At 46.7% G+C, this 25,739-nt stretch carries 22 protein-coding genes and 3 riboswitches; of the genes, 9 read left to right on the forward strand and 13 right to left on the reverse strand.

Annotated elements, in window-relative coordinates; translation table 11 throughout:
• The first annotated feature begins 297 nt into the window (after positions 1–297).
• Complete coding sequence (locus tag JNUCC21_RS20270) at positions 298–1,641, forward strand: 2-hydroxycarboxylate transporter family protein (RefSeq protein ID WP_012118784.1); 1,344 nt, start codon at positions 298–300, stop codon at positions 1,639–1,641.
• Between the two features lie 34 nt (positions 1,642–1,675).
• On the opposite strand, the gene JNUCC21_RS20275 is transcribed toward JNUCC21_RS20270, so the two are convergent.
• From JNUCC21_RS20275 to JNUCC21_RS20290, 4 genes are all read right to left on the reverse strand, one after another.
• On the reverse strand, positions 1,676–2,518 hold the full coding sequence (locus JNUCC21_RS20275) for a polysaccharide deacetylase family protein (RefSeq protein WP_012118785.1): 843 nt from the start codon (positions 2,516–2,518) through the stop codon (positions 1,676–1,678).
• Positions 2,519–2,617: 99 nt separating this feature from the next.
• Positions 2,618–3,718 (reverse strand): ABC transporter ATP-binding protein, encoded by a 1,101-nt coding sequence (locus JNUCC21_RS20280; protein WP_072589713.1) that lies wholly within the window; start codon positions 3,716–3,718, stop codon positions 2,618–2,620.
• Positions 3,719–3,834: 116 nt separating this feature from the next.
• On the reverse strand, positions 3,835–4,728 hold the full coding sequence (locus tag JNUCC21_RS20285; protein ID WP_072589714.1) for a CdaR family transcriptional regulator: 894 nt from the start codon (positions 4,726–4,728) through the stop codon (positions 3,835–3,837).
• 166 nt (positions 4,729–4,894) lie between these two features.
• Positions 4,895–5,731 carry a YitT family protein gene (locus tag JNUCC21_RS20290; protein ID WP_003150818.1) on the reverse strand — a complete coding sequence of 279 codons (837 nt, stop codon included), beginning with the start codon at positions 5,729–5,731 and terminating at the stop codon, positions 4,895–4,897.
• A gap of 65 nt (positions 5,732–5,796) precedes the next feature.
• Positions 5,797–5,898: riboswitch (guanidine-I (ykkC/yxkD leader) on the reverse strand.
• A gap of 346 nt (positions 5,899–6,244) precedes the next feature.
• Between JNUCC21_RS20290 and JNUCC21_RS20295 the strand changes: the two genes are divergently transcribed.
• On the forward strand, positions 6,245–6,784 hold the full coding sequence (locus JNUCC21_RS20295; RefSeq protein WP_119834765.1) for a DUF4352 domain-containing protein: 540 nt from the start codon (positions 6,245–6,247) through the stop codon (positions 6,782–6,784).
• Positions 6,785–6,830: 46 nt separating this feature from the next.
• Here the strand turns inward: JNUCC21_RS20295 and galE are convergent, their stop codons facing one another.
• Positions 6,831–7,847, reverse strand: a complete 1,017-nt coding sequence (galE, locus tag JNUCC21_RS20300) for a UDP-glucose 4-epimerase GalE (RefSeq protein WP_014419237.1) — start codon at positions 7,845–7,847, stop codon at positions 6,831–6,833.
• 210 nt (positions 7,848–8,057) lie between these two features.
• On the opposite strand from galE, the gene pepT reads away from it, so the two are divergent.
• The 4 genes from pepT (at position 8,058) to JNUCC21_RS20320 (ending at position 11,998) form a co-directional block, all read left to right on the forward strand.
• Positions 8,058–9,290, forward strand: a complete 1,233-nt coding sequence (gene pepT, locus JNUCC21_RS20305) for a peptidase T (protein ID WP_069007553.1) — start codon at positions 8,058–8,060, stop codon at positions 9,288–9,290.
• Between the two features lie 575 nt (positions 9,291–9,865).
• The gene (locus tag JNUCC21_RS20310; protein ID WP_003150808.1) at positions 9,866–10,033 is read left to right on the forward strand and encodes a hypothetical protein; all 168 of its coding nucleotides are present in this window, start codon (positions 9,866–9,868) and stop codon (positions 10,031–10,033) included.
• A gap of 102 nt (positions 10,034–10,135) precedes the next feature.
• Positions 10,136–10,612, forward strand: a complete 477-nt coding sequence (locus JNUCC21_RS20315) for an LURP-one-related/scramblase family protein (protein WP_012118790.1) — start codon at positions 10,136–10,138, stop codon at positions 10,610–10,612.
• A gap of 84 nt (positions 10,613–10,696) precedes the next feature.
• Positions 10,697–10,783, forward strand: a riboswitch (SAM riboswitch).
• A 78-nt stretch (positions 10,784–10,861) separates the two neighbouring features.
• Positions 10,862–11,998, forward strand: a complete 1,137-nt coding sequence (locus JNUCC21_RS20320; protein WP_044802395.1) for a 5-methyltetrahydropteroyltriglutamate--homocysteine S-methyltransferase — start codon at positions 10,862–10,864, stop codon at positions 11,996–11,998.
• A 35-nt stretch (positions 11,999–12,033) separates the two neighbouring features.
• On the opposite strand, the gene JNUCC21_RS20325 is transcribed toward JNUCC21_RS20320, so the two are convergent.
• Complete coding sequence (locus JNUCC21_RS20325; protein WP_369878437.1) at positions 12,034–12,915, reverse strand: methyltransferase domain-containing protein; 882 nt, start codon at positions 12,913–12,915, stop codon at positions 12,034–12,036.
• 360 nt (positions 12,916–13,275) lie between these two features.
• Positions 13,276–13,376, forward strand: a riboswitch (purine riboswitch).
• A gap of 135 nt (positions 13,377–13,511) precedes the next feature.
• Between JNUCC21_RS20325 and JNUCC21_RS20330 the strand changes: the two genes are divergently transcribed.
• The gene (locus tag JNUCC21_RS20330; RefSeq protein WP_007407776.1) at positions 13,512–14,705 is read left to right on the forward strand and encodes a NupC/NupG family nucleoside CNT transporter; all 1,194 of its coding nucleotides are present in this window, start codon (positions 13,512–13,514) and stop codon (positions 14,703–14,705) included.
• A gap of 47 nt (positions 14,706–14,752) precedes the next feature.
• Here JNUCC21_RS20330 and JNUCC21_RS20335 read toward each other — a convergent pair whose 3' ends face one another.
• From JNUCC21_RS20335 to JNUCC21_RS20350, 4 genes are all read right to left on the reverse strand, one after another.
• Complete coding sequence (locus JNUCC21_RS20335) at positions 14,753–15,427, reverse strand: DUF3298 and DUF4163 domain-containing protein (RefSeq protein ID WP_160242421.1); 675 nt, start codon at positions 15,425–15,427, stop codon at positions 14,753–14,755.
• Positions 15,428–15,567: 140 nt separating this feature from the next.
• Complete coding sequence (locus JNUCC21_RS20340) at positions 15,568–15,876, reverse strand: hypothetical protein (protein ID WP_038456400.1); 309 nt, start codon at positions 15,874–15,876, stop codon at positions 15,568–15,570.
• 280 nt (positions 15,877–16,156) lie between these two features.
• Positions 16,157–17,307 (reverse strand): IS3 family transposase gene (locus tag JNUCC21_RS20345; protein WP_369878438.1). Its coding sequence is split into 2 segments (ribosomal slippage): positions 16,157–17,034 and positions 17,034–17,307, totalling 1,152 coding nucleotides; the frame shifts between segments, so codons are not numbered across the junction.
• 118 nt (positions 17,308–17,425) lie between these two features.
• Positions 17,426–19,477 (reverse strand): catalase, encoded by a 2,052-nt coding sequence (locus tag JNUCC21_RS20350; protein ID WP_369878439.1) that lies wholly within the window; start codon positions 19,475–19,477, stop codon positions 17,426–17,428.
• Between the two features lie 200 nt (positions 19,478–19,677).
• On the opposite strand from JNUCC21_RS20350, the gene citH reads away from it, so the two are divergent.
• A complete protein-coding gene (citH, locus tag JNUCC21_RS20355; RefSeq protein WP_014419246.1) occupies positions 19,678–20,958 on the forward strand; it encodes a citrate transporter CitH in 1,281 nt (426 codons plus the stop codon).
• A gap of 41 nt (positions 20,959–20,999) precedes the next feature.
• Here the strand turns inward: citH and JNUCC21_RS20360 are convergent, their stop codons facing one another.
• Together JNUCC21_RS20360 and licT are read right to left on the reverse strand one after the other, a co-directional pair.
• Complete coding sequence (locus JNUCC21_RS20360) at positions 21,000–21,731, reverse strand: glycoside hydrolase family 16 protein (RefSeq protein ID WP_072589718.1); 732 nt, start codon at positions 21,729–21,731, stop codon at positions 21,000–21,002.
• A gap of 235 nt (positions 21,732–21,966) precedes the next feature.
• Positions 21,967–22,794 carry a BglG family transcription antiterminator LicT gene (licT, locus tag JNUCC21_RS20365; RefSeq protein WP_031379240.1) on the reverse strand — a complete coding sequence of 276 codons (828 nt, stop codon included), beginning with the start codon at positions 22,792–22,794 and terminating at the stop codon, positions 21,967–21,969.
• A 171-nt stretch (positions 22,795–22,965) separates the two neighbouring features.
• Between licT and JNUCC21_RS20370 the strand changes: the two genes are divergently transcribed.
• Positions 22,966–24,216, forward strand: coding sequence for an MFS transporter (locus JNUCC21_RS20370; protein WP_369878842.1), 1,251 nt, complete (start codon positions 22,966–22,968; stop codon positions 24,214–24,216).
• Positions 24,217–24,246: 30 nt separating this feature from the next.
• On the opposite strand, the gene JNUCC21_RS20375 is transcribed toward JNUCC21_RS20370, so the two are convergent.
• The gene (locus JNUCC21_RS20375; protein ID WP_369878440.1) at positions 24,247–25,686 is read right to left on the reverse strand and encodes a DEAD/DEAH box helicase; all 1,440 of its coding nucleotides are present in this window, start codon (positions 25,684–25,686) and stop codon (positions 24,247–24,249) included.
• Positions 25,687–25,739: the final 53 nt, after the last annotated feature.

Consider the following 25,739-nt stretch of genomic DNA (forward strand, 5'->3'; position numbering starts at 1 on the left):
AAAAAAGATCAATATACCTAAAATAAGGCTGAAATTGTGACCGATTATTGTCGGATTTGTAGAGATTTTATGTCAGCACCTAGGATATTTGTCCCTTTGATATCGTACCTCTTTTTTATTCGTGTGGCGAACAAAATGCTTTTCTCGATGAAAAAGCCCGCCAAATCGCCATTTTAAGAAAGAAAATGTGAAGAAAGCATGCCCTCTAGTAAATTCATAATATATGAACAATTTAAATTTTTTAGTATACTTTAAATGGGGATATTTTTTCACTACATAACGACTGGGGGAACAAGCATGGGAGAACTTCAACCAAAATTGCAAACGGATTCAATCCAAAAACAGGAACGGACTGATAACTGGTTTGCCAGAGCAATGAATATAAGAATCGGCATTATTCCTCTTCCTATCTATATCCTGCTTTTCTTGCTTATTACGGTGTTTGTCATGAGCCGTGATGTAAAAAGCGACATTCTGACATCAATTGCCGTCATGAGTTTTTTCGGATTTACCTTCGGCCAGATCGGAAAATCCATTCCGATCGTGCGGTCCATCGGCGGCCCTGCGATTCTCGCAACCTTTATTCCATCCGCTGTCGTCTACTACCACCTGCTTCCGAAAGACATTATTACTTCAACAACAGAATTCACGGAAAGCTCCAACTTTCTCTATCTATTTATTGCCGGTATCGTCGTCGGCAGTATTCTCGGGATGAAAAGAGAGACGCTCGTCAAAGCTTTCGTCAAGATTTTTATTCCGCTGATCGCCGGCTCGATCGCGGCCGCCATCGTCGGCTTATGCGTCGGGACGCTGCTCGGGCTCGGCTTTCAGCACACACTGCTTTATATTGTCGTTCCGATTATGGCGGGGGGTGTCGGTGAAGGCGCGATTCCTTTATCCATCGGCTATTCCGATATTATGCCGATGTCCCAGGGAGACGCCTTTGCGCTTGTGCTGCCGTCCATCATGCTCGGCAGCCTGTGCGCCATTATGTTATCGGGTTTGCTGAATGTCATCGGGAAACGCAAACCGGAATGGACGGGCAACGGGAAGGTTGATAAGTCTGATCATTCCGCTCCCGCATTGGAACAGCCGGCCAATGATAAAACGTTTGATTTGTCCTTTTTCGCTTCGGGCGGTATTTTAGCGGTTTCCCTCTATTTGGTCGGCATGCTGGCGCATGATTTCTTTCAGCTTCCGGCTCCTGTCGTGATGCTCGTCCTTGCCGTTCTCATTAAGCTGTTCAGGCTGGCGCCGGCTTCAATTGAAAACGGAGCCTTCGGCGTCTCGCGCTTTTTCTCGACAGCCGTGACCTATCCGCTCTTATTTGCGATCGGCGTTTCAATGACACCGTGGGACAAGCTGATTGCGGCGTTTACGATCAGCAACATCATTACCATTTTATCAATCGTCGTCACGATGATGGCCGTCGGTTTTCTGACCGGAAAATGGCTGAATTTGTACCCGATTGAGACGGCAATTATTAATGCCTGCCATTCCGGCCAGGGCGGCACCGGCGACGTCGCGATCTTGAGCGCCGCTGAACGGCTTGAGCTTATGCCGTTCGCCCAAGTGTCGACCAGAATCGGCGGAGCGATTACCGTGAGTGTCACCCTTCTGCTGCTTCATCAATTCTATTAAACTGAAAAAAGCCTCCGCATATGCGGAGGCTCTGTTATTTCATCACATTTTGAATATAAGAGCCAAACGCCGCGCCGGACATGCCCGGCGACACACGGACGCGGTGAAGCCCGTAAAGCCCCTGATCTCTTGACGCCGCTCCCGGCTCCGTCGTGACCGCCATACGGTAGCCTGACGCGGCGGCGGCTTTTAATGTTTCCTTATTATATCGTCCGACAGGGTAGCTGATCATAGACGTCCGCTGCCCGAACATTTGATCAAATAAACGCTTAGAGTCCTTCATTTCACGTCGCTGCTGCTGCGGTGTGAGCCCGTTCAATTCGAGATGGTTCATCGTATGGCTCTGAATGGAAATGCCGTGGGCGGCCATCTCCTTCATCTGCTTCTCAGTCAGATGATTCTTATGCCCGATATAGTTTCCGATCATAAAGATTGTCGCTTTCATCTTGTATTTCTTTAAAATGGGATAGGCCGCTTTCACATTGTCGGTATAGCCGTCATCAAATGTGATCAGAACACATTTTTCACGCGGCTCCTTATCCTCCGTCAGCATCAGATAGGCCTCTTCAGGAGTCATCGTATAATAGCCGTGATCATGAAGCCACTTCATATGCTGCCGGAATTCTTCCTTCGGCACACGCAGGCTGTTTCCCTCAGAAATGCTGTGGTACATCAGAATCGGCAGTCTTGCCGTTCCTTTCGTTTGAACCCAGGCGGACGTATCCGGCTCTTTTTTGATTTGGCGCTTTACAGACTTTTTATCGTGGTGCGCTTCTGCCTTCGGAATGCTTTGTTCGGCGCTTGCCTCATGGCCCGAGCAGGCGGCAAGCGTAAACACGGCAGCCAAAAGGCACATGCACATGATCATGCGTTTCATCGTTTTCCTGCTTTCTGTCTTCTATTTACTTTTTATATCGGTTATGCGTCATAAATTGTTACATCAAAAAAGCCGGACATCCAGCTGTCCGGCTTTGCGTTATGAGCGGATTCTGATTTCTGTTTCACTGTCAAAAAAGTGAGCTTTATTCATGTCGAAAGCGACGGTCAATTCCTCACCGGCACGTATGTCATGGCGGGCGTCAATCCGGGCGATAAAATCCTGATCCCCGATCCGGGAATAAACCATAATTTCTGACCCGAGCAATTCTGCGACATTGATTTTAGCTGTGATGGATGAATTCTTATAGGATTCTACCACAATCAGCTCGTCATGTATGTCTTCCGGGCGGATACCGAAGATAACATCTTTGCCGGCATACCCTTTTTCCCGGAGCATTTTCATTTTCCCTTCCGGCACGCTGAGAGCGGCCGAACCGATCTGAATGGCGCCGTCCGTCAGCTTTCCTTTGAAAAAGTTCATCGCTGGGGAGCCGATAAACCCGCCGACAAATACGTTTTCGGGATATTCATACACGTCTTTCGGGGTGCCGATCTGCTGAATTTTTCCGTCCTTCATGACGACGATGCGTGTCGCCATCGTCAGTGCTTCTGTTTGGTCGTGCGTCACATAGATTGTGGTTGTTTGCAGCCTTTGATGCAGCTTAATAATTTCTGCCCGCATCTGCACCCGAAGCTTTGCGTCCAGATTTGACAGCGGCTCATCCATTAGAAACACTTTGGCGTCCCTGACAATCGCCCGGCCTAATGCAACCCGCTGCCGCTGCCCGCCGGAGAGCGCCTTCGGTTTACGGTGCAGATACTCTGTGAGCCCAAGCATTTTCGCCGCTTCTTCGACCCGTTTTTTTATCTCAGGTTTCGGCATCTTCCTCAGCTTCAGACCGAAAGCGATATTATCATAGACCGTCATGTGCGGATATAACGCATAGTTTTGGAACACCATGGCAATATCCCTGTCTTTAGGAGCGATGTCATTCACTCTCGTGTCACCGATATAGAAATCACCCTTCGTAATGTCTTCCAGCCCGGCAACCATCCGCAATGTTGTCGACTTGCCGCACCCCGACGGACCGACAAACACAATAAACTCTTTATCTTTAATATGAAGGTTAAAATCATCGACAGCCGCTTCTTTTTGATCGTAATACTTATAAATATGCTCCAGCCGAAGTTCCGCCATGTCATCTCCCCCTTTTTGTAAACGCTTTCTTTAATAGGATTGTAACAGCGTCAGACGGCGGCGGATATAGGCAATGTTCATAAAAAAAGTCCGCTGCCTTCGTGCACATTTCCCATTTAATGTGATTTTTCATACTGCAGACAAATGAAATAAGCCAGCAGGGCGCCCCGATATGTCTTAATATCAATACCCGAGCGTTCGGCAAATTTATCAATCCGATATTGAAGACTGTTGCGGTGCAAATGCAGTCTTTTCGATGTGAGCGACATGTTCGAGTTATGTTCAATAAAAGTCTGAATCGTATGCTTCAGCTCCGGTTCTTTCTGAAACAGCAGCACCGCTTCTTCGTGAAGCAAGGCTGAGAGCTTTTCTCTGCTTTCTTCCGTGAGCATGGCCGGAAATACCGTTTCCGCGGTCAGCGTGCTCAGCTGCGGGAGATAACGCCGGCCAATCTGACAATATTGCTGTTCTCTCCGATAATGAAGGCGCAGACGTTCTCCCGCGCCATAATACCTTCCGATGAAAAAACGGACACTGAAATAAAAATCGCCTTCGAGAATCTTCACAAAAGATGCGATGTCATCCGAATCTGGCGCTTCCAGCTTTTCTTCCTCCACAATCACGCCCTGATCCCTTCCCGTCCGGACAACTGTATATGAAACCGGCCAGAAATGGCGCAGCGCTTCCGTAAATGCCCCCCAGTCCCGTTCTCCCAATAAGTCATAATGGATAAAACGGACACGAGGCTCCTTGACATCAGGCACCGGGCCTTCTTCCAGCAGAAACCGCCGCCACCTCTTTGCTGCCGCCGTCTCCGGAAAAAAATCGCCTTTTTCTTCAGCGGGCGTCAAAAGTGATTCCAGAAGCAGTTTCTCCTTCGGGGTGATATCCTCCTTCGGAATGGCGACATAGACCCGCCTTTTCTCATCATAAAAGCAAAAGACATCCTCCGCCGTACAGCACTTATCAGACAACACAGCCCTCGGGTAAATTGCCAATAACGGGTTCATATGCGCTCCTCTCTATCGCTCTATCATATTTTCAGTATAAAACGTCCGGCCGATTGTATCCACTTCGTTTTAAGAAACAGCTTTCAGGCTATTTCCCGGGAAACGGATCATAACAGCTTCTGCCGGCATAAGAAAAAAACCCTCCGCGCCGGCAGAGGGATCCTTTTTATTTAGAGATATCGACGAAGCCTTCACCAAAGACGTCACGCACATCATGAACAATGACAAACGCTTTTGTATCACAGCTTTTAATAATTTTTTTGAGCATGGAAAGCTCTTGTTTCTGGATGACGATATATAAAATTTCTTTCGACTGCCCCGTGTAATTTCCTTTACCCGACAGCAGCGTAACCCCTCTGTCCATAAGCGTGTTGACCTGTTCGGCGATTTCGTGCTTATGCTCAGATATAATCGTCACCGCTTTTTTCGTATTCAGGCCTTCAATGATAAAGTCCATCACCTTCGTTCCGATGTACAGCATGACAATGGTAAACATCATTTTTTCCGCACCGATGATGAAATAAGAACTGAAGACGACAATCAGATCAAAGAACAAAAGCGCATAGCTGATATTCCAATCGAGATATTTGTTCGCAATCCTCGCCAAAATGGCAGAACCCGCAGTCGTGCCTCCGACTCGAATAATGATCCCGATTCCGACACCGGCAAACACACCCGCAAAAATAGTATTAATAATGAGTTCATGTGAAGGCGAGTGCCAATCATGCGTCAGATGCAGAAACAGTGAGTTGGCGACAACGGTAATGATCGTATAAAGCGTTGTTTTTCCGTCTAAAAATTTGTATCCGATAATCAATAAGATTCCGTTCAAAATGATATTCGTCACCCCGGGCGACCATTCAAACACATAGTACAAAATCAGGGTGATTCCCGTTACCCCGCCCTCTCCAAGATCATTCGGAATGGCGAATAAATTAACGGCCAAAGCAAAGATAAAAGCCCCAATAATCAGCATCAGCACATCCAGCAATCTCTTTTTCATCCCAGACACTCCCTTTATATAAAATCAAAAAAGCCCGGGAGAGCACTCTTCATTAAAAGAGCAGAAACTCCCGGGCTTTTATCCCAACGTGTCACAGCAGGAACCTGCTGTGTGTTTTCTCTCGGTCCAGACCAATTCAGCATTGCGGAACCCTAGAAAACCACTGTTTTTTATGTTCAGTTTTTGTATATCTTTCAAGATTATACGGGAAATCACGAACATGTTCAACCACTCTTTTTTCCATAAACGTATAAAAAATTCGAACGAACTGCCGATACTAAAAAAGGTCCTTAAAATACATGACTAAAAAATCATTAAAATACTTTTTTTCTCAAAATATTATTGACTATAGGTTATTTTACAGGCATTATAGTATGTAGTTTTCAAGAAATAGTTTACATAGGAGGAAATATTATGGCAGGCAACCTGGTGTCTTGTAAGGCATGCGGCAAAGAAATCGCTAAAGGCGTTAAAAAATGCCCAAACTGCGGTAAAGATCAGAGAAACTTTTTTATGAGACATAAAATTATCACATTGCTTCTGGCAGTAGTGGTTATTATCATTCTCGTAAACATCGGCGGCGGAGGCGGATCTTCATCATCTAAAACCGCGTCTTCAAAAGCTGCGGAATCCAAGGAAAAACTGTATAACATCGGTGACACTGTTAAGACTGAGAAAACTGAAGTTACTGTTACGAAAGTCGAAAAAAGAGATTCAGTAGGCTCTCAATTTGTCGAGAAAAAAGCGTCTGACGGCGGCGTTATCGTAGCTGTTCAATACACAGTTAAAAATGTTTCAAACAAGCCGTTAAGCTCTTTCTCCATTCCAAGAGCGAAATTAGTAGATTCTAAAGGAACATCCTATGATTCAGATATTGATGCTTCTTCAAGCTATGCAACAGAAACAAAAGTAGACAACAGTAAAATTTTAAGTGACTTGAACCCGAACATTAAAGTTACTGACGTAAAAGCTTTTGAAGTTGATAAAAACGCATACTCTAAAGGCACTTGGAAATTAAAGTTCAGCAACGATGTTGAAGTGAAAATTAAATAATGACCGTAATAAAAGAGACCTTCACCATTTGAAGGTCTCTTTCTTTTTACACCTTTTGGTACCCGTTCACATTGGAGGACTGCCACTTCCAAGAGTCGGCGCACATTTCTTCAAGCCCGCGCTTTGCTTCCCAGCCTAATTCAGCCTTTGCTTTTGCCGGGTCTGCGAAGCATGCGGCGATGTCTCCCGGGCGCCGGGCGGCAAAACGGTACGGCACTTCTTTTCCCGATACTTTTTCAAACGCCTTGACCATCTCAAGAACGCTGTAGCCTCTTCCCGTGCCGAGATTATAGGCATCCGCGCCTGTTGTGTTCAGCACCTTCTCAAGCGCTCTGACGTGGCCCTCGGCAAGGTCAACGACATGGATGTAATCCCGCACGCCGGTGCCGTCCTTTGTCGGATAATCATTGCCGAACACCTGCAATTGCTCAAGCTTGCCGACAGCGACTTGTGCGACGTACGGCATTAAATTATTCGGGATGCCGTTCGGGTCTTCTCCGATCCGCCCGCTCGGGTGCGCGCCGAACGGATTAAAGTAGCGGAGCAGCGCAATGCTCCATTCAGAATCCGCTTTATGCAGATCGCGTAAAATCTGTTCCAGCATCAGCTTTGTCTGCCCGTAAGGATTGGTCGCGCTTAATGGAAAATCCTCAGTGATCGGCGTTGTTTCCGGAACGCCGTAAACCGTCGCTGAAGAACTGAAGACGATTTTTTTCACACCGTGTGCCTGCATGGCTTCACATAAAATAAACGTCCCCGTCAGATTATTATGATAATAACGGAGCGGAACAGCCACAGACTCACCGACGGCTTTTAATCCCGCAAAATGAATGACGGCTTCAATCTCATTTTCAGCAAACACCCGGTGAACGGCGTCACGGTCAAGGAGATCCGCTTCATAAAATACAAGCCCTTTTCCGGTAATGTCTTTCACACGCTCCAATGCTTCCGGTGAACTATTTGACAGATTATCCAAAACCACGATGTCATAGCCGCCGTTTAACAGCTCGACACATGTGTGGCTTCCGATATAACCCGCTCCGCCTGTCACTAAAATCGCCATGAAGAAAGCCTCCCCTATTGAATGAATTGACCATATTATATCGGTTTTTTCTTCCTCAATCATCCATTTCCAAAAAGTTTAATCGTTTAGTCATCGTTTCTTCATAATTTGTTTTCATTCGCGTAAAACACAGAGCCTTCGATTCAAACCGGTTGCGAAATAGAAATCCCTCCCCCGCGCATGGTAAGATAAGACAAAGGAGATGACGGTATGAAAAAAGAAATCATTGAACGCTTTACCTCTTACGTAAAAGTCGATACACAGTCTGACGAAAACAATGAAAACTGCCCTTCAACCCCCGGCCAGCTGACATTGGCCAACATGCTGGCAGATGAATTAAAGTCGATCGGCATGACAGACATCACAGTCGATGACAATGGGTACGTCATGGCGACTCTGCCGGCAAATACGGATAAAGACGTGCCGACTGTCGGTTTTCTGGCTCACGTGGACACCGCGACCGATTTTACCGGGAAAAATGTGAATCCTCAGATTATTGAGAGCTACGACGGACATGATATCGTTCTGAATGACAAACTCAATGTCGTCCTGTCGCCTGAGCAATTCCCGGAGCTCTCCCGCTATAAAGGCCAGACGCTGATCACAACAGACGGCACGACGCTGCTCGGAGCCGACAACAAAGCGGGCATTGCCGAAATCATGACGGCAATGGCGTACTTGATCAAACATCCGGACATCAAACACGGAACGATCCGGGTCGCGTTTACGCCCGATGAAGAAATCGGCAGAGGCCCTCACAAATTCGATGTCGGCCGCTTCAACGCCGCATTCGCCTACACGATAGACGGAGGCCCCCTCGGCGAACTGCAATATGAAAGCTTTAACGCAGCCGCCGCAAAGCTTACTTGTTACGGAAAAAGCGTCCACCCGGGAACGGCGAAAAACAAAATGGTCAACGCTTCAAAAATCGCGATGGAATTTCATCACGCGCTGCCGAAAGAAGAAGCGCCGGAATATACGGAAGGGTATGAAGGCTTCTATCATTTACTTTCCATGAACGGAGACGTTTCTGAAGCCGCCCTGTCGTACATCATCAGAGACTTTGACAGAGACCGCTTTGCAGAACGAAAAGAATATATGCAGAAAACCGCCGATGCGCTGGCGGCCAAATACGGCAAGGAAAGCATCAAGCTTGAACTGCGTGATCAATATTACAACATGAGAGAAAAAATCGAACCGGTCAAAGAGATAGTCGATGTCGCCTATCAAGCCATGAAAAACCTCGATATCGAACCGATTATCGAACCGATCCGGGGCGGAACCGACGGATCACAGCTCTCTTACATGGGGCTGCCGACACCGAACATTTTTACGGGCGGCCAAAACTTCCACGGAAAATATGAATACATTTCCGTCGATCATATGGAAAAGGCGGTAAACGTCATTGTTGAAATCGCCAGGCTCTTTGAAGAGCGCGCTTAAAACCAAAGCCCCCTGCTTTGGTTTTTTTCTTTCACATGAAACCTTTCCTTCTTTCTTTCCGTATATAAGGTATGAATTGGAAAGAAGGAGTGAAGACTATGGCAAGAGGGACTGTAGCGAAAGAATTGAAAAAAACCTTAAAAGACCCGCGTGTTCTGGAGACGAAATCAAACCCGTTTAAAAAGCTGCGGAAAATGTTCAAACGATTTTTTTAAGATAACATCTCGTTTTCTTTAAAAAAATAAAGAAAGCGCTGTCATCCCGCAGTCATCTGTTAGAAGCAGTTATTTTGCATATGATAAGGTTTTTTAGGGTACTGAATAACACAAGGCAAACGAAAACACTGAAGTAGTTAATTAGACACTTACAAAAATAGTGAAAAAGTTATATAAACGATCGTCATTCATCAGCCGATACAATCTATAGAACCACAACAAGAGCAAAACTTCTTCAACCCATAGTCATTTTTACGGAAAATGACGTTATTTTTTAAAAAAGTGACAATTGTTTGAATACTTTTCGTTTGTTTTTTCGTACAATAATAATACCAAAACTTTTTTTGGGAGGTATGTAAAATGATGCTACTTATTTTTGCTGCTTTGACAGGGTATCTTGTTTTCTCTTTCAGTAAGGACAACCGCCGGAAAACGCCAAAGACAAGCCCGCTGGTGACAGCTGCCGACACGAATAACATCATTGATTTAAATGCGATCCGTCAAAAACGCCGGATGCCGCTATCATAAAAACGACAGCTGCCGCAAAATCGGCAGCCTTTTTTTATGTACCCGCCCGATATGAAACCAACCGCCTCCTTTTTTCGTACAACATAAAAAAGGAGTTTTTTTATGTACCATTTTTACATCAAAGAGCGAATGTTTACGTTTAAGAATCGTTTTCAAGTGTTTCTTGAAAGCGGAAAAGAAGTCTACAATGTTGAAGGAAAGCTGTTTTCATTCGGTGATGAACTGAAGCTGACTGATTTGGACGGCCGCACGCTCGCCAGCGTCAACCAGAAACTGATGTCGCTCGTTCCCCGTTACGAGATTTCCGTCAGCGGCAAACCCGTCTGCCAAGTCATCAAGAAAGTCACGTTTTTCAAACCGAAATTTGAAATTTCCGGACTCGGCTGGGATCTTACCGGCGATGTGTGGGGCCGGAATTTTCAAGTGACAGACGGAAAATCAAACCGGATGACCGTCACCAAATCATGGATGAGCTGGGGCGATTCCTATCATTTGCAGATTGAAAAGGAAGAGGATATCGTTCTTTGTCTCGCGATCGCCATTGTGATAGATATGATTCTATTTGAGGGTGATAAATAAAAATATTTATCGAAATATATTGACAATATAAGATAATATACTAAGATTAAGAGTATTACAGTTTATTCTGAAAAATAGCATATTTCCTTATCAAGAGAGGTGGAGGGACTGGCCCTATGATACCCGGCAACCGCTGTTCAGCAGAATGGTGCTAAATCCTGAAGATAAGGTTGAGATTTGCGGACGCAAGCTCTTCCCTATCCGAGGGAAGAGTTTTTTTATATTTCATCAGGAAAGAAGGAATCGTTCATGTCACAGCAAAACACAGAACAACCATTGCATACGCTTCTAAGAAAAAACCCGCCGTTTCGCGCGGATCAGGTCGGAAGTCTGCTGCGGCCGGCGGCTGTGAAGCAAGCCCGCCTGCAAAGAGCGGCGGGTGAGATTTCGGCAGAACAGCTGCGCGAAATCGAAAACAGAGAAATCATCCGCAGTGTGAAAAAGCAGAAAGAAACCGGCCTCAATGTCGTGACTGACGGCGAATTCCGCCGTGCCTGGTGGCATTTTGATTTTCTCGAAAATTTAGACGGCGTCGAAGCGTTTACGCCTGAAAGCGGCATTCAGTTTCACAACGTACAGACGAAAGCGCGCGGCATTAAAGTAACGGGAGATATTGATTTTTCTCAGCATCCGATGCTCGAAGATTATAAATTCCTGCACAGCATTGCCGGCGATGCTGTTCCGAAAATGACCATCCCAAGTCCGAATATGCTGTTTTTCCGCGGAAAATTGGAAAAAGCGTCCTACCAGAATGATTACAAACAATTTCAGCACGATGTGTCAAAAGCGTATAAAAAAGCGATTCAAGCTTTCTATGACGCCGGGTGCCGCTACCTTCAGCTCGATGACACCGCATGGGCCGTTTTCTTATCAGAAGCGGGGCTTCGTCAGATTGAAGCTTTCGGCACGACGCCGGATGAGCTGCGCAAGCTGTTTGCCGCTTCCATTAATGACGCCATCAAGGATCGCCCTGACGATCTGAAGGTTACGATGCATATCTGCCGCGGCAACTTCCAATCCACATGGACGGCTGAAGGCGGCTATGATGCAGCGGCTGAAACGATTTTTGACGGGCTTGATCTTGACGGATTGTTTCTGGAATATGATGATTCCCGCTCCGGCGGCTTTGAACCGCTCCGTTATGTCAAACGCTCTGATCTTCAGCTTGTGCTTGGCTTGATTACGTCGAAACATGGCGAACTTGAAGACAAGGACGCGATTAAACGCCGGATTGAAGAGGCTTCACAATATGTCAGTCTGGATCAGCTTTGCCTCAGCCCGCAATGCGGATTCGCCTCCACTGAGGAAGGAAACCTGATCACAGAAGAACAGCAATGGGCGAAACTGCGCCATGTCGTCAACATTGCCGGTGAAGTCTGGAAATAAAAAAAAAGACACGCGATTAGCGTGTCTTTTCCGTTTTACAGCGGATCGGTTCCGATTAAAATATCGATATCTATCGTGACAGCAGCCTCTTTCCGGCTGATAAACCGCTGGATGCTGTCATCAGTACATTTCCATGTTAAGGGCGTCATTTTCACAAGCCGCTCGAGGTCAGGCTGCGCTAAAGTCTTTGTGTAACACAGCCGTTTGCGCTCAAAGGTTTGAAAGCCCGCTTGGAATCGTCCGGCCGCAGAATCGGCGGTGTCATTCCGCCGAGGGCTGTCTCCGAAGAAGAATTCCCTTACTTCCTTCAAATAATCACGCCGCGGCACCGCTTTAATGACTGTGCCGCCCTTTCGTAAAAGCCTGCTGCATTCCTTGTAATTCCAAGGTGATAAAACAGACATCACGACATCAAAACGGCTGTCGGCAAACGGCGCATCCGCCACATCAGCGACGGCAAAAACCATATGATTCCCGAAGGCCTTTGCGGCATGCAGCACACCTTCTTTCGAGAGATCAATGCCGATTCCCGTCACGGAAAAAGCAGGCTGAAGCCATTTGCATACGGCGGCTAAATGAGACCCTTCTCCGCATCCCGCATCCAATACCGCCGCTGATGTTTGCGGAGATTGAATATGGGTGATGATGGCGGCGATCTCCTTTTGAACCGGCCCAAAAAATTCCCGGCTGTCAAAAAGCTCGCGTCTCGCTTCGAACAGCTGCCTGTCATAGCGGGTTTTGACCGATTTATTGAGGAAATTCACATATCCTTGTTTTGATATATCAAATGTATGCCCCTGTCCGCAAATCAAGCTTCGGTATTGTGAGACCGCCATGGCCGACCGGCATAGCGGACACCCGAACACGGACTGGCATGATTGCAGTAATTCCGCGCGTTTTCTTTTTATAGACGTCAAAAAAACACCTCATTCATTCGTTATTCCGATGAAATGAAAAAGGCATAGACAAATAAACCTTACCGAATTGGAAGGTTTAACCTATTCATCTATCCCTCTCATTATCTGTAACGAATGAACTGGATGATCACGAAAATGACCCCTTTTCTGCCGTCTTTTGAAGGCTGTGCCCTCAGATCCATTTTATCAGCTGCATCCCGTCTTTACAATGAACCAGAACGGTTTTCAGGTTTTTTATACCTTTATTATCCAATTACTTATGAACATCCTTTATTTTCTTTATTTATAATATAAATTTATTATTTTGAAAATATCTAAAAAGGTTGATTTTCAAAAATTGAAACGATAAAATACTGCTATCTCATGTAATATCGTTATTCTTGTATATGATCAGTAATATGGTCTGATTGTTTCTACCTAGTGCCGTAAAAGACTAGACTACAAGAAAGTTTGCATAAATTTGAACGAGTGAAAAGCATATGACGCTGTCTATTCTTTTCTTTTGGCTCTTATTTATCACACTTTCTGGCTTTCAGGAATTTGTGACGAATAAGAGCTTTTTTTATTTCCATAATACCCTTATAGGAGTTGCTCACATGTACTTTTTATTGAACATTGTCGGTCTCATTGTTGTCATGGCTGTTGTTTTCTTATGCTCTCCCAACAAGAAGAAGATTAAATGGCGTCCGATTGTCATGCTCCTCGTCTTTGAGTTTCTGATTACTTGGTTTATGTTAGGGACAAAAGTCGGCGGCTTTGTCATCGGGAAGATCGGCGCGTTCTTTACATGGCTGATTTCCTGCGCCAGTCAAGGGATTGCGTTCGCTTTTCCGTCTGTCATGGCCAATCCGACGGTTGATTTTTTCTTCAGCGCATTGCTGCCGATTATCTTCGTCGTGACCTTCTTTGATATGCTGTCGTATTTCGGTATTCTGCCGTGGCTCATTGATAAAATCGGCTGGCTGATTTCTAAAATATCCCGTCTGCCGAAGCTGGAGAGCTTTTTCTCCATCCAGATGATGTTTTTAGGAAATACGGAAGCTTTAGCCGTCATCCGCCAGCAGCTTGCCGCCGTCAGCAACAATCGGCTTTTGACATTCGGGCTGATGAGCATGAGCAGCATCAGCGGCTCGATCATCGGATCATACTTGACGATGGTTCCGTCCACTTATGTGTTTACAGCCATCCCGCTGAATTGCTTAAACGCGCTTTTAATCGCCAATATGCTGAATCCCGTGGACGTTTCTAAAGAGGATGATATTATTTACGTTCCTTCAAAAGCGGAGAAAAAAGACTTCTTCTCCACGATTTCTAACAGTATGCTTGTCGGCATGAACATGGTCATTGTCATTTTAGCGATGGTAATCGGCTATGTGGCGTTAACGGCCGCGTTAAACGGCGTACTCGGGCTGTTCATGCACGGGTTGACCATTCAAAAGATTTTCTCATACATCTTCAGTCCGTTTGCCTTCCTCCTCGGATTAGGCGTACATGACGCGATGTATGTCGCACAGCTGATGGGCATCAAGCTCGCGACGAATGAATTTGTGGCAATGGCCGATCTGAAAGGGCAGCTGAATTCACTTCCGCCGCACACGATTGCCGTGGCTACGACATTCCTGACATCATTCGCAAACTTCAGCACCATCGGTATGATCTACGGATCTTATCAATCTCTGCTTGATGGTGAAAAATCAGCCATCATCGGAAAAAACGTCTGGAAGCTGCTTGTCAGCGGAATTGCCGTTTCCTTATTGAGCGCGGCGATTGTCGGATTGTTTGTCTGGTAAAAGAAAAAAAGCGATACCGCTCCATTTTGGAGTGATATCGCTTTTTTTTATTGATAGACGGATGCAGGTACGAAAACGTCCCGGATTCCTGCCGCGTACGGCCCGAGATCATATTGTCCGAACACAACGGCAATGCCGTTTTTCGTAAAGAAAAAAGGTCTTTCATTATTCAGGATGATCTCTTGTTTTTTGACGTCCTGATCGAACAGATCGTCATGTTTCTTGATGTAGCCGTAAAGATAGTCTCTCGTCTTGTTAGCTTTCGTTTTTGTATTCAGCACATTATCGAGTGTGACCCGTTTTTTTGCGGCCAAGTCGTAATTAAAGGTCTGAACGGATGTCAGCCCGTGTGCGCCGCCTGTGTAACTGTAGTCTTCCGTCTGTATGCTGAGTTTGCCGTCTTGATTATACTTCACTTTGAAATCTGTTTGGTATTCCGCTTTGTAGCCTTGTTTTTCACCGTCTTTTTTGTTTTTCACATATTCTTTGTACGAGTTTTCAATATAGCGTTTGAAGTCCTGATTGATTTTCTTTTCAAAAGATGCGTTTCCCGTATTTGTGACCTCGGGGTATGTCAGCTGTTTTACATGCTTATACGTATGGCTTTTGACAACGGGCTTTGCGGTTTGCGCGGCCTCGGCTGAAGGCGCGAAACCTCCGAACGGCGCGGCTGTCAGCACGGTTAAGAGCACGGCTGCCATCATTTTGAATGCCTTTTTCATCACAACTCCTCCTTTTCATTACCGTTCCCTTTTTGAAAACGGGTTACACTCTATAGACAGCGCGGATCAGCAAATTGTTTCTGGGCCTTCTTTCACATTTTCTCCATGAAAAAAAGAGACATGGAAAATCCACGCCTCTTTTACCGTGAAGGTCTTTGCGCAATGGCTTCATAAACGGCTTCCGCCAAATCGGAGTTGCCGAACATCTCCAAAACGCCGATGACGGTTTGATCAGGAATCGGTTCTGATTCCTCCTTCGGCACGACAAGTTCTTCAGCCGTTTTTTGCAGCTCTTCGTTTAAAGGCTGTCCGGGATAAGCCTTGCTGTAAATGGCCATCGGATCAAGGTCATGATTGACGCACCATTGGGCAAACACCAAAATCATCATGTTTTCGTCACGCCGGTAATATTCTTCAAGTTGTTTTTCGGTAAACGGCTTCACTATCATTCGCTCCTCCAGAAAATCTACCCCTAAGATACACAAACACAGAGCGGAAGTAAACCAAAGATTATTTCACCATCAGTCAGAACCCTTTAAATAATGCAATGCCCTGACTCTCTAAAACTGTTGTCTGAATGTCCCGGACAGCGGGAGGTACGGATTTGCACGGAAGCAATTTTCGTTTTCTCTCAATATTAATGCTTCGTTCAGATATTTCACTTTCACAAGAAAAAAGCGCCCTTCTCAGGGACTGACCCCCGTTTTTGAGACAGGGATCAAAACACCTTTAAGCAGCCAGCTGTCGGTATGTGACCGGCGGCTGGTTGTTTAGTTTCGTTTGAATACGAATGTTGTTATAATAGTGTATATAGGCTTCGACAGTTTGTTCTACGATGGTCGTCGTAGTGCTTTCCAACCTGTCGAGGTAGAACGTTTCAGACTTTAGTGAGGAATGAAACGATTCGATGGAGGCATTATCAGCGGGCGTCCCTTTGCGGGACATGCTCATGGTAATGCCTTTTGTTTTAACAGCTTTCTGATACTCATAAGATGTATAAACAGAACCTTGGTCACTATGTAACACACAGTTCTCTGGCAGTGCGGGCAGCTGATCAAGTGTGTGTAAGACAAAGTCTGTGTCCTGTCTATCGCCAATCGTAAAAGCAATCACTTCTCCATTGTATAAATCCAATATACTGGAAAGATACAATTGTTTCTGCCCATAAGGCAAATATGTGATATCCGTTACTAGCTTTTCCAGAGGGCGATCAGACTGAAAGTTCCGATCCAATATATTCTCGGCCACGGCATATGGCTGCCCATTCTTCTTGCGCTTTTTCACCTTAACCCGGCATTGCCACTGATTCTTCTGCATTATGCGCTGAACCGTTTTATGATTCATACGCATTCCCTTTTTTAATATGGCTGTGATTTTCCGATAGCCATATCGATACTTGTGTTCTCGGCACAACGTGCCGATTTGTTTTTCTAAATGGTATTTAGGGTTATCTTTCATCAGATTCTTCTTCCAACGATAATAAGATGCTCGTGAGATACCTAAATGAATACAGATATCCTTTATGGTCATTGTGCTGCGCAATGCTTCTACAAGCTCGACTGGCGTTTCGCTATCAGCTTCCTTTCCAATTCGTTGTACTTTTTTAACACTTCATTCTGTTGTCTCAGATAACGATTTTCTGCCTGCAGTTTCTCTAATTCGGAAGAATACTCTGGACCTTTTCCATAAGAATATTGCTTTCCGACAGGTTGTTCGAATCGATGTGTGTCCCCAGCTTTATACCACCTGACCCATGTCTGCACCTGCGTCTTATTCTTTATATTCAATTCCTGCATGATCTCCTTCACAGGCACGCCCGCCAATCTCATTTCTACAGCCTTCTGTTTGACTTCAACCGGATAACTCACTCTTGCCCTCATAGAAAAACACCTCCAAGTCTAATTTCGGATAACAACGATCCGTTTTCAAACTTGAAGGTGTTTTTTGTTTGTCTCATATTATGGGGTCAGTCCCCTCATAAAAGGCGCTTTTTCATTCTTATATGTTTCTGCCCCAATGCCGGTGCTCAGCCACGGCCTTCAGAAATTGTTCATGGTTCCCGTCCGGAACAAGGCCGGGGCCGCTTTCGGTTCCGGCGGCGAGGGCGAGAAGTTCTTTTCCTTCACCGGAGGCGCCGATCGCTTTGTAATGGCTGAAAGCTTCGCTGACGAAGTCTCTGGCCGATTTTTGGGCTTTGAGGCTGTCTGTGCTTTGTTTTCCGCCCGGAATGAAAACAGCGTCGTACAGGACGGAATCCGCTGTCAGGAAAGTGGCTGACGCTTTCAGCTCCGTACCGTTTTCTCCCTTGATGGTTCCCAGCGCGGGGCTGATGATATCGGCTCTGACTCCCGCCTGTTTGCATGCGTCAAGCACTTGTTTGACTTTCTCATCAGAAAACCCGTGATCGGTTAAAACCGCGACCTGCCTTGTCGCTGCCGTCTTCACCGTGTTTTCCTGGCTTAAGGCCGGGGAAGTGAACGTTTCATCAGATTCACGGTCCTTCGGCGGCGGGTTCACGCCGATTCCTTTCGCAACACGCTCGGCAAGCCCGGCGTCGACGTGACTGAAGACATCAACCACCTGCTGCTGCACGTCCTTGCTGTTCACTTTTCCGACTTCAAAACAGAACGCGGAGATGATATGTTCTTTCTCGGCGGGAGACATGCTGTTCCAGAACATCTTGGCCTGAGAAAAATAGTCATTGAAGCTCTCACTGCGCTGGCGGATTTTTCTGCCTTCTACTTTTTCCTCGTAATGAACGTATCCGCCTTCTTCTTCTGAGGCCGGCGACGGATCATTGTTCTGCAGGGAATTTTTATGATAGGCGACGGGGCCCTTATTAATCGTCATCCGGTGGTAGCCGTCGTATTGGTTGTTATGGAACGGGCAGACCGGCCGGTTGATCGGAATCTCGTGAAAATTCGGCCCGCCAAGACGGATGAGCTGTGTATCCGTATAAGAGAAAAGCCGGCCTTGAAGAAGCGGGTCATTGGTAAAATCGATGCCCGGCACGACATTGCCCGGGTGGAATGCGACTTGTTCAGTTTCCGCAAAGACATTGTCCTGATTGCGGTCAAGGGTCATTTTTCCGATCAGCTTGACGGGAACCAACTCCTCCGGCCACAGCTTCGTCGGATCAAGGATATCGAAATCAAATTTAAATTCATCTTCTTCGTCAATCATCTGAACACCGAGCTCATACTCGACTTTGCCGCCGTTTTCAATCGTTTCCCACAGGTCGCGGCGGTTGAAATCGGGATCTTTCCCGGCAATTTTCTGCGCTTCATCCCATACGAGGGAATGAACGCCGAGCACGGGTTTCCAGTGGAATTTTACAAAGCGCGCTTTTCCTTTCTCGTTGACGAAACGGAACGTATGCACGCCGAAGCCCTCCATCATCCGATAGCTCCGCGGGATGCCGCGGTCAGACATCGTCCACATGACCATGTGAGCCGACTCAGGGTTATTAGCGACAAAATCCCAGAACGTATCATGAGCCGTCGCAGCCTGCGGCATTTCATTGTGCGGTTCCGGTTTTATGGCGTGAACGAGATCCGGGAATTTGATCGCGTCCTGAATGAAGAACACCGGAATATTGTTTCCGACGAGGTCATAGTTCCCTTCTTCAGTATAAAACTTCGTCGCAAATCCCCTGGCGTCACGGACGGTGTCGGCTGACCCCTTGGAGCCCGCCACTGTTGAGAAACGGACGAAAACAGGCGTTTTGACGGACGGGTCCTGCAAAAATTTCGCCCGTGTATATTCCGTCATCGGTTCGTACACCTGAAAATGCCCATGAACGCCGTACCCGCGCGCATGAACGACCCGTTCCGGAATCCGCTCGTGGTCAAAGTGCGTCATTTTTTCACGAAAATGAAAATCCTCCATCAGCGTGGGGCCGCGGACGCCCGCTTTTAAAGAATGCTCATCCTCAGACACGCGAAGCCCCTGATTGGTCGTCATTTTTTTGCCGCTGTTATCAGACCGGTACTGCTCCAGCTGTTCGTCCTTTGAGTGTTCATTTACTCGTTTGTTTTGATCATCACTCATGTCAGTTCCCCCTTTTAAAACGAAACATTCTACAGCACATTTACCCGCGGCGTTCTTCATATAAACTGCTGATCCGCTCATTAGGATTTTAGGTCTGTATTTACATATGCGGTCATACACATTTTGAAATAAGCCATTTTCACAGAAATAAATTGTGAAAACGCTTACCAATACAGCTGTTGAACAGGGGAGGTCATATCGTGCTTGCCATACTCGGTTTTGTGATGATGATTGTCTTTATGTATCTTATTATGTCTAACCGGCTTTCCGCTCTTATTGCTTTGATTGTCGTTCCTGTTGTGTTTGCCCTGATCAGCGGATTTGGCAAAGATCTCGGCGAGATGATGATTCAAGGCGTTACAGACCTCGCTCCAACCGGGATCATGCTGTTATTCGCCATCCTGTATTTCGGCATTATGATTGACTCAGGTCTGTTTGATCCCCTCATTGCCAAAATCCTATCGCTTGTCAAAGGGGATCCGTTAAAAATCGCCATCGGCACAGCGGTTCTGACGATGACCATTTCGCTGGACGGAGATGGGACAACAACGTATATGATTACAATTGCGGCAATGCTGCCCCTTTACAAACGGCTCGGCATGAACCGTTTGGTGCTGGCGGGGATTGCGATGCTCGGTTCGGGGGTCATGAATATTATTCCGTGGGGCGGGCCGACGGCGAGGGTTTTGGCTTCCTTGAAATTGGACACGTCAGAAGTTTTTACGCCGCTGATTCCCGCTATGATCGCCGGCGTTCTCTGGGTGATCGCCGTTGCTTATCTCCTCGGAAAAAAAGAACGGAAGCGGCTCGGCATCATTTCGATTGAACACGCGCCGTCTTCTGATCCGGAGGCAGCGCCGCTGAAGCGTCCCGCTCTTCAATGGTTTAACCTGCTGCTGACTGTTGCTCTGATGGCCGCGCTGATCACCAGCCTGCTGCCAATCCCTGTTCTTTTTATGATCGCGTTCGCCATCGCCTTGATGGTCAACTATCCAAATGTCAAAGAGCAGCAGAAACGGATTTCGGCACATGCGGGTAATGCGTTAAACGTTGTCTCAATGGTGTTTGCGGCAGGCATATTTACAGGCATTCTCTCAGGCACAAAAATGGTCGATGCGATGGCGCATTCTCTCGTTTCCCTCATCCCTGATGCCATGGGCCCGCATCTGCCGTTGATCACTGCGATTGCCAGCATGCCTTTCACCTTTTTCATGTCGAATGACGCCTTTTACTTCGGTGTGCTTCCCATCATCGCTGAAGCCGCTTCCGCTTACGGAATAGACGCCGCTGAAATCGGAAGAGCCTCCTTGCTGGGGCAGCCTGTGCATCTGCTCAGCCCGCTTGTGCCATCCACCTATCTATTGGTCGGAATGGCAGGCGTCAGCTTTGGCGATCATCAAAAATTCACCATCAAATGGGCCGTGGGGACAACGATTGTGATGACGATTGCGGCGCTTTTGATTGGGATTATTTCGTTTTAATTAAAAAAGGATTTCCGCCAGCGGAAATCCTTTTCTGTACATTATTTTTTTGTATAGCGCACCCAGTCATAATGAGCGTATAGCGGATTTACACCATTGTAGGAACCGAGCCAGTCATCGACACCTACCCCATTCCACAAGTTCATCATGATCTTTCCCGGGTTTGTCGGGATTTGGCTTGTCGCAGTATGTTTTAATTGCCCATCGACATACCATTTAATAGAGTTTGGCTGCCAATCGAACGCATACGTATGATAGGCATTGGCCGCGTCAAATCCGAGATCCGCAACCTTCTCATGGTTTCCCGCACCATTTGTATAATAGTTAAATTGAACCTTTGTCGTGTCTTTTCCTAAAAATTCGATATCAATCTCATCCCAAGGAGTGCCATCCGTTGGACCTGTATAAGTGAAGAACGATGAAACGATCCCTGTGTTTTTAGCCGGTTTCATTCTGACTTCATAAAGTCCGTAGCCATAGGTTTGAACGGAGCGGTTCTCCCCGCAGTCAAACTTGTTATAAGACGGACTTGTCAGCGCCAAACGCATTTCACCTGATGACGTCATTGATACATTATTTGCACGCCACGTGCAGTTGAACATATCTCCATTGGAATAACCATTTGCTTTTTGCCATAATCCGGAGTTATAGCTGTTAAAAGGTTCAAAAAACGATCCTCCTGTTTGAGCTGATGCAGTAGAAGTGATCGCACACAAACTCAAAAACAATCCAGTGACAAGAAGCAGCAGCACTCGTTTCATACGATAAAACATGTCGGCATTCCCCTTTCTTTGAAAGCGATTTCTTTATTGATCATACATGATTCTGTTAAAAGGGGACATCGGTCAGAATAATGATAATAATGAATCTTAAAAAAACCTAAATTACCATCAGCACAAACAGAAGTGATCAGTGCTCATTGTAATTTAGGTTTTGCCTGCTTATCAGTAACAATCCTAACAAGATCATACGTAAATGAAGAAAAAAATGCCAACGCTTTCATTATGCTTATTTGACTACCCTTTCTATGTGAATCGTTAAATACAGCAGCTCGTCACTGGTGAGCTTGTGTTCATACGTCCTCTCAATGCATGTTTGGATTTTCTTCGTGCATTCATACGCCCGATGGTACTTTTCTTTCACTGTCTCCAGCAAAAAATCGTCCTGGCTTTCCATATGTGTGCCGTTAAAAAGACGCTGCGCGAAAAACTTTAAGTGGGTGACAAACCGATAATAGTGAAGTGATTCCTCGTTGAAGTCAATCTTAAAATGGTATTTTACGATTCTCAAAATCTCTTGCATGACTTTTGTAATGTTGATGATATTGGGCATCTCTTCATTCAGCTCGGCATTCACAATATGCAGCGCAATAAAGCCTGCTTCATCCTCCGGCAGAGACACGCCAGTCTTGTTTTTTACCATGGCCAACGCTTGTTTGCCGATTGCAAATTCGTCTTTGTACAGCCGTTTCGTTTCCCACAGTAAGGCGTTTTTGATATCCAGCCCTTTCTTATTGCGCTGGATCGCAAAGTTAATATGGTCGGTCAGCGACACATAGATGCTGTCATTGAGCTTTTTGCCGAGCTGTAATTTCGCATAGCTGATAATCTCTTCGGATACTTCCATACATTCGATCGGGATATCATACAAAAGGGTTTTGAACTTTTCGGATACATCTTTGTTATCGAGCGTGAACACTTTCTCAATGCGGGCTTCATCTACCGGGTCTCCCGTTTTCTTTTGAAAAGCAATGCCCCGGCCCATGATAACCAATTCCTGATTGCCTTCTTTGAGCACACTGACGACATTATTATTAATGACTTTCGCAATCTTCAATTCTGTCTCCCTCCCGCCTGACCATTTACCTGCTACACCTTGATTTTACATCCTTTTTGAACTAGGTCAATATCTCCAGGTCAATCAGAAAACGCCGTTCAGAAATCATTGTCCAACGATGCGGATGAGGCGCATATAATGCAGAGAACCGGTTTTTGGGAAGGAGCGTGTGTGATGAAACGGTTTTCGAAAGAAGAAAGCAGCTGGATGCTGTATGATTGGGCCAATTCAGCTTATTCGGTCATTATTATGACGGCGGTATTCCCCTTGTTTTTTAAAGCCGCGGCGGCGGAAAACGGTGTCAGCGCGGCGGATTCTACCGCTTATTTGGGCTATACGATTGCCGCCGCGACTTTTATTTTGGCGATGCTCGGTCCCGTCTTAGGAACGATTGCCGACTACAAAGGATGCAAGAAACGGTTTTTTGCCTTCTTTCTTCTGATCGGTGTGGCGGGCACAGCCGCGCTGGCTTTGATTCCCGGCGAATCTTGGATGCTGTTATTAATTTGTTATACGATTTCCACGATCGGCTTTGCCGGGTCTAATGTGTTTTATGATGCGTTTCTCGTTGATGTGGCCGCAAAGAAGCGGATGAATATGGTGTCCGCCAGAGGATTTGGGCTGGGCTATATCGGCAGTACGATCCCTTTTCTCCTCAGCATTGCCGTGATTCTTTCAGCACAAGCGGAGGTGATTCCGCTGTCCGCCCAGGCTGCCGGCCGCATTGCCTTTTTGATTACGGCGGCATGGTGGGGGCTGTTTTCGATCCCGCTCCTTCTCCGCGTCCGCCAGCGCTATTATATCGAGAGGGAGCCGCGGCTTGTAATCAGCAGTTTTAAACGGCTGGCCGGCACGCTGAGGCAGATCAGGAAGCACCGGGCGCTGTTTTTGTTTCTGCTCGCCTATTTCTTCTACATCGACGGGGTCGGCACCATCATTACGATGTCCACGTCATACGGGGCTGACCTCGGCATCAGCGCGGCAAATCTGCTGATTGTTTTATTTGTCACACAGGTCGTCGCCGCGCCTTTTTCGATTTTGTACGGACGGCTGGCCGAACGGTTTAAGGGAAAAACGATGCTTTATGCCGGAATCGGCGTGTATATGATTGTCTGCACGTATGCTTATTTTATGGATTCCGCTTTTGATTTCTGGGTTTTGGCTATGCTTGTCGCCACTTCCCAAGGCGGTATTCAGGCGCTGAGCCGCTCTTACTTTGCAAAGCTTGTCCCCAAACAGAACGCCAATGAGTTTTTCGGCTTTTATAATATCTTCGGCAAGTTCGCTTCGATTATCGGCCCGCTTTTGATTGCCGTCACCGCCCAGCTGACCGGGAATTCGTCAGCCGCCGTGTTCAGCCTGATTTTGTTATTTGTGATCGGCATTGCCATCCTTGCGTTCGTCCCCGAGGAGACGGCGTAAAAAAAGCCTGCGCGCGGCAGGCTTTCTTTTTTATTTCTTGGCTTTATGGACTTTCAGTTTTTTGCCTTTGACCGTCGTATTTTTCATGATGTCAAGAACGTGCGGGCCTTTGCCGTTCAGAATTTCGACGTACGATGCGTTGTCCAGAATCGTGATAATCCCGATATCATCGGCTGAAACGCCGTCGATTTTCGCAATCGTTCCGACAAAATCGACCGCTCTGAGTTTTTTCTTTTTCCCGCCGTTAAAGTACAGCTTCATGATGTCTTTGTTTAACTGTTCGCTTTTGTCTGTTTTGACATCGGGGCGGGCGTTCAATTTTTCCGCAAAAGCCGCTTTCCGTTCCGCTGTTTCTTTCTCAGACGGCGCCTCACGCTTTTGGATGCGGAAACCGATATATGTCTCAATGTCATTCAGAAACCGCGATTCAGACGGCGTCACAAACGTAACGGCCAGTCCGCGGTGTCCGGCGCGGCCCGTTCTGCCGGTGCGGTGTACATAGCTTTCTTTTTCAAGCGGAATATCATAATTGATGACGAGGCTGATGTTTTCAATATCAATTCCTCTGGCGGCAACATCGGTCGCAATGAGATAGCGGAACTCGCCGCGCTTGAATTCATTCATGACGTCAAAGCGGTCTTCCTGCACCATGCCGCCGTGAATTTTATCGCAAGGGTAGCCCAGCCTGTCCAGCTCATCGGTTAACTGGATGACTCTTTCTTTTGTCCGGCAGAATATGATGCAGCTGTCCGGGTTTTCGGTGATCAGGACATCACGCAGCAAAGATGTTTTGTCCTCTTCTTCTGTTCTGGTGACAAAATGCTCAATGTCTTTTGTCGTCAGGCCTTCCGCTTTTACTTCAATCAATTCAGGGTCTTTCATATATGTGCGGCTCAGCTTCTCGACGTCATCCGGAAGCGTCGCTGAAAACAGCATGGTGACTCTGTTTTTCGGCAGATGCTGAATGATGGCTTCCACCTGTTCAATAAATCCCATATTCAGCATTTCATCCGCTTCGTCAATCACTACATACGCCAGCCGTTCAAGCGGCAGCGTCCCTTTCTCTATATGATCAAGCACACGCCCCGGCGTTCCGGCAACGACGTGGCTTTTTTGCTTCAGTTCGGTTTTCTGTTTGTCAAAAGACGCTTTTCCGAAAACCGCTGTGGCTTTTATCCGTTTGAAACGGCCGATATTCGTGATATCTTCTTTAATCTGCGCCGCAAGCTCGCGGGTCGGCGTTAAAATCAGGGCCTGCGGTTTGTTTTCCTCCCATTCCGCAAGCTCACAGATCGGAATGCCGAAAGCCGCGGTTTTGCCGCTGCCCGTCTGCGATTTGACGACGAGGTCTTTTTTTTGCAGCGCGGCGGGGATGACGCGCCGCTGCACTTCAGTCGGCTCGGTGTATTGCAAGCCATCCAGCGCCCGTCGGATTTCGGGGCTGATCGCATATTCATTAAACTCATTCATGACTAAACTCCTTCTCTGTCCGGCTCCCCTCATTATACGCGAAATGCCGCCGC

Origin of the sequence: Bacillus sp. JNUCC-21 (assembly GCF_041222765.1) — a bacterium.
GTDB classification, from domain to species: Bacteria; Bacillota; Bacilli; order Bacillales; family Bacillaceae; genus Bacillus; species Bacillus velezensis.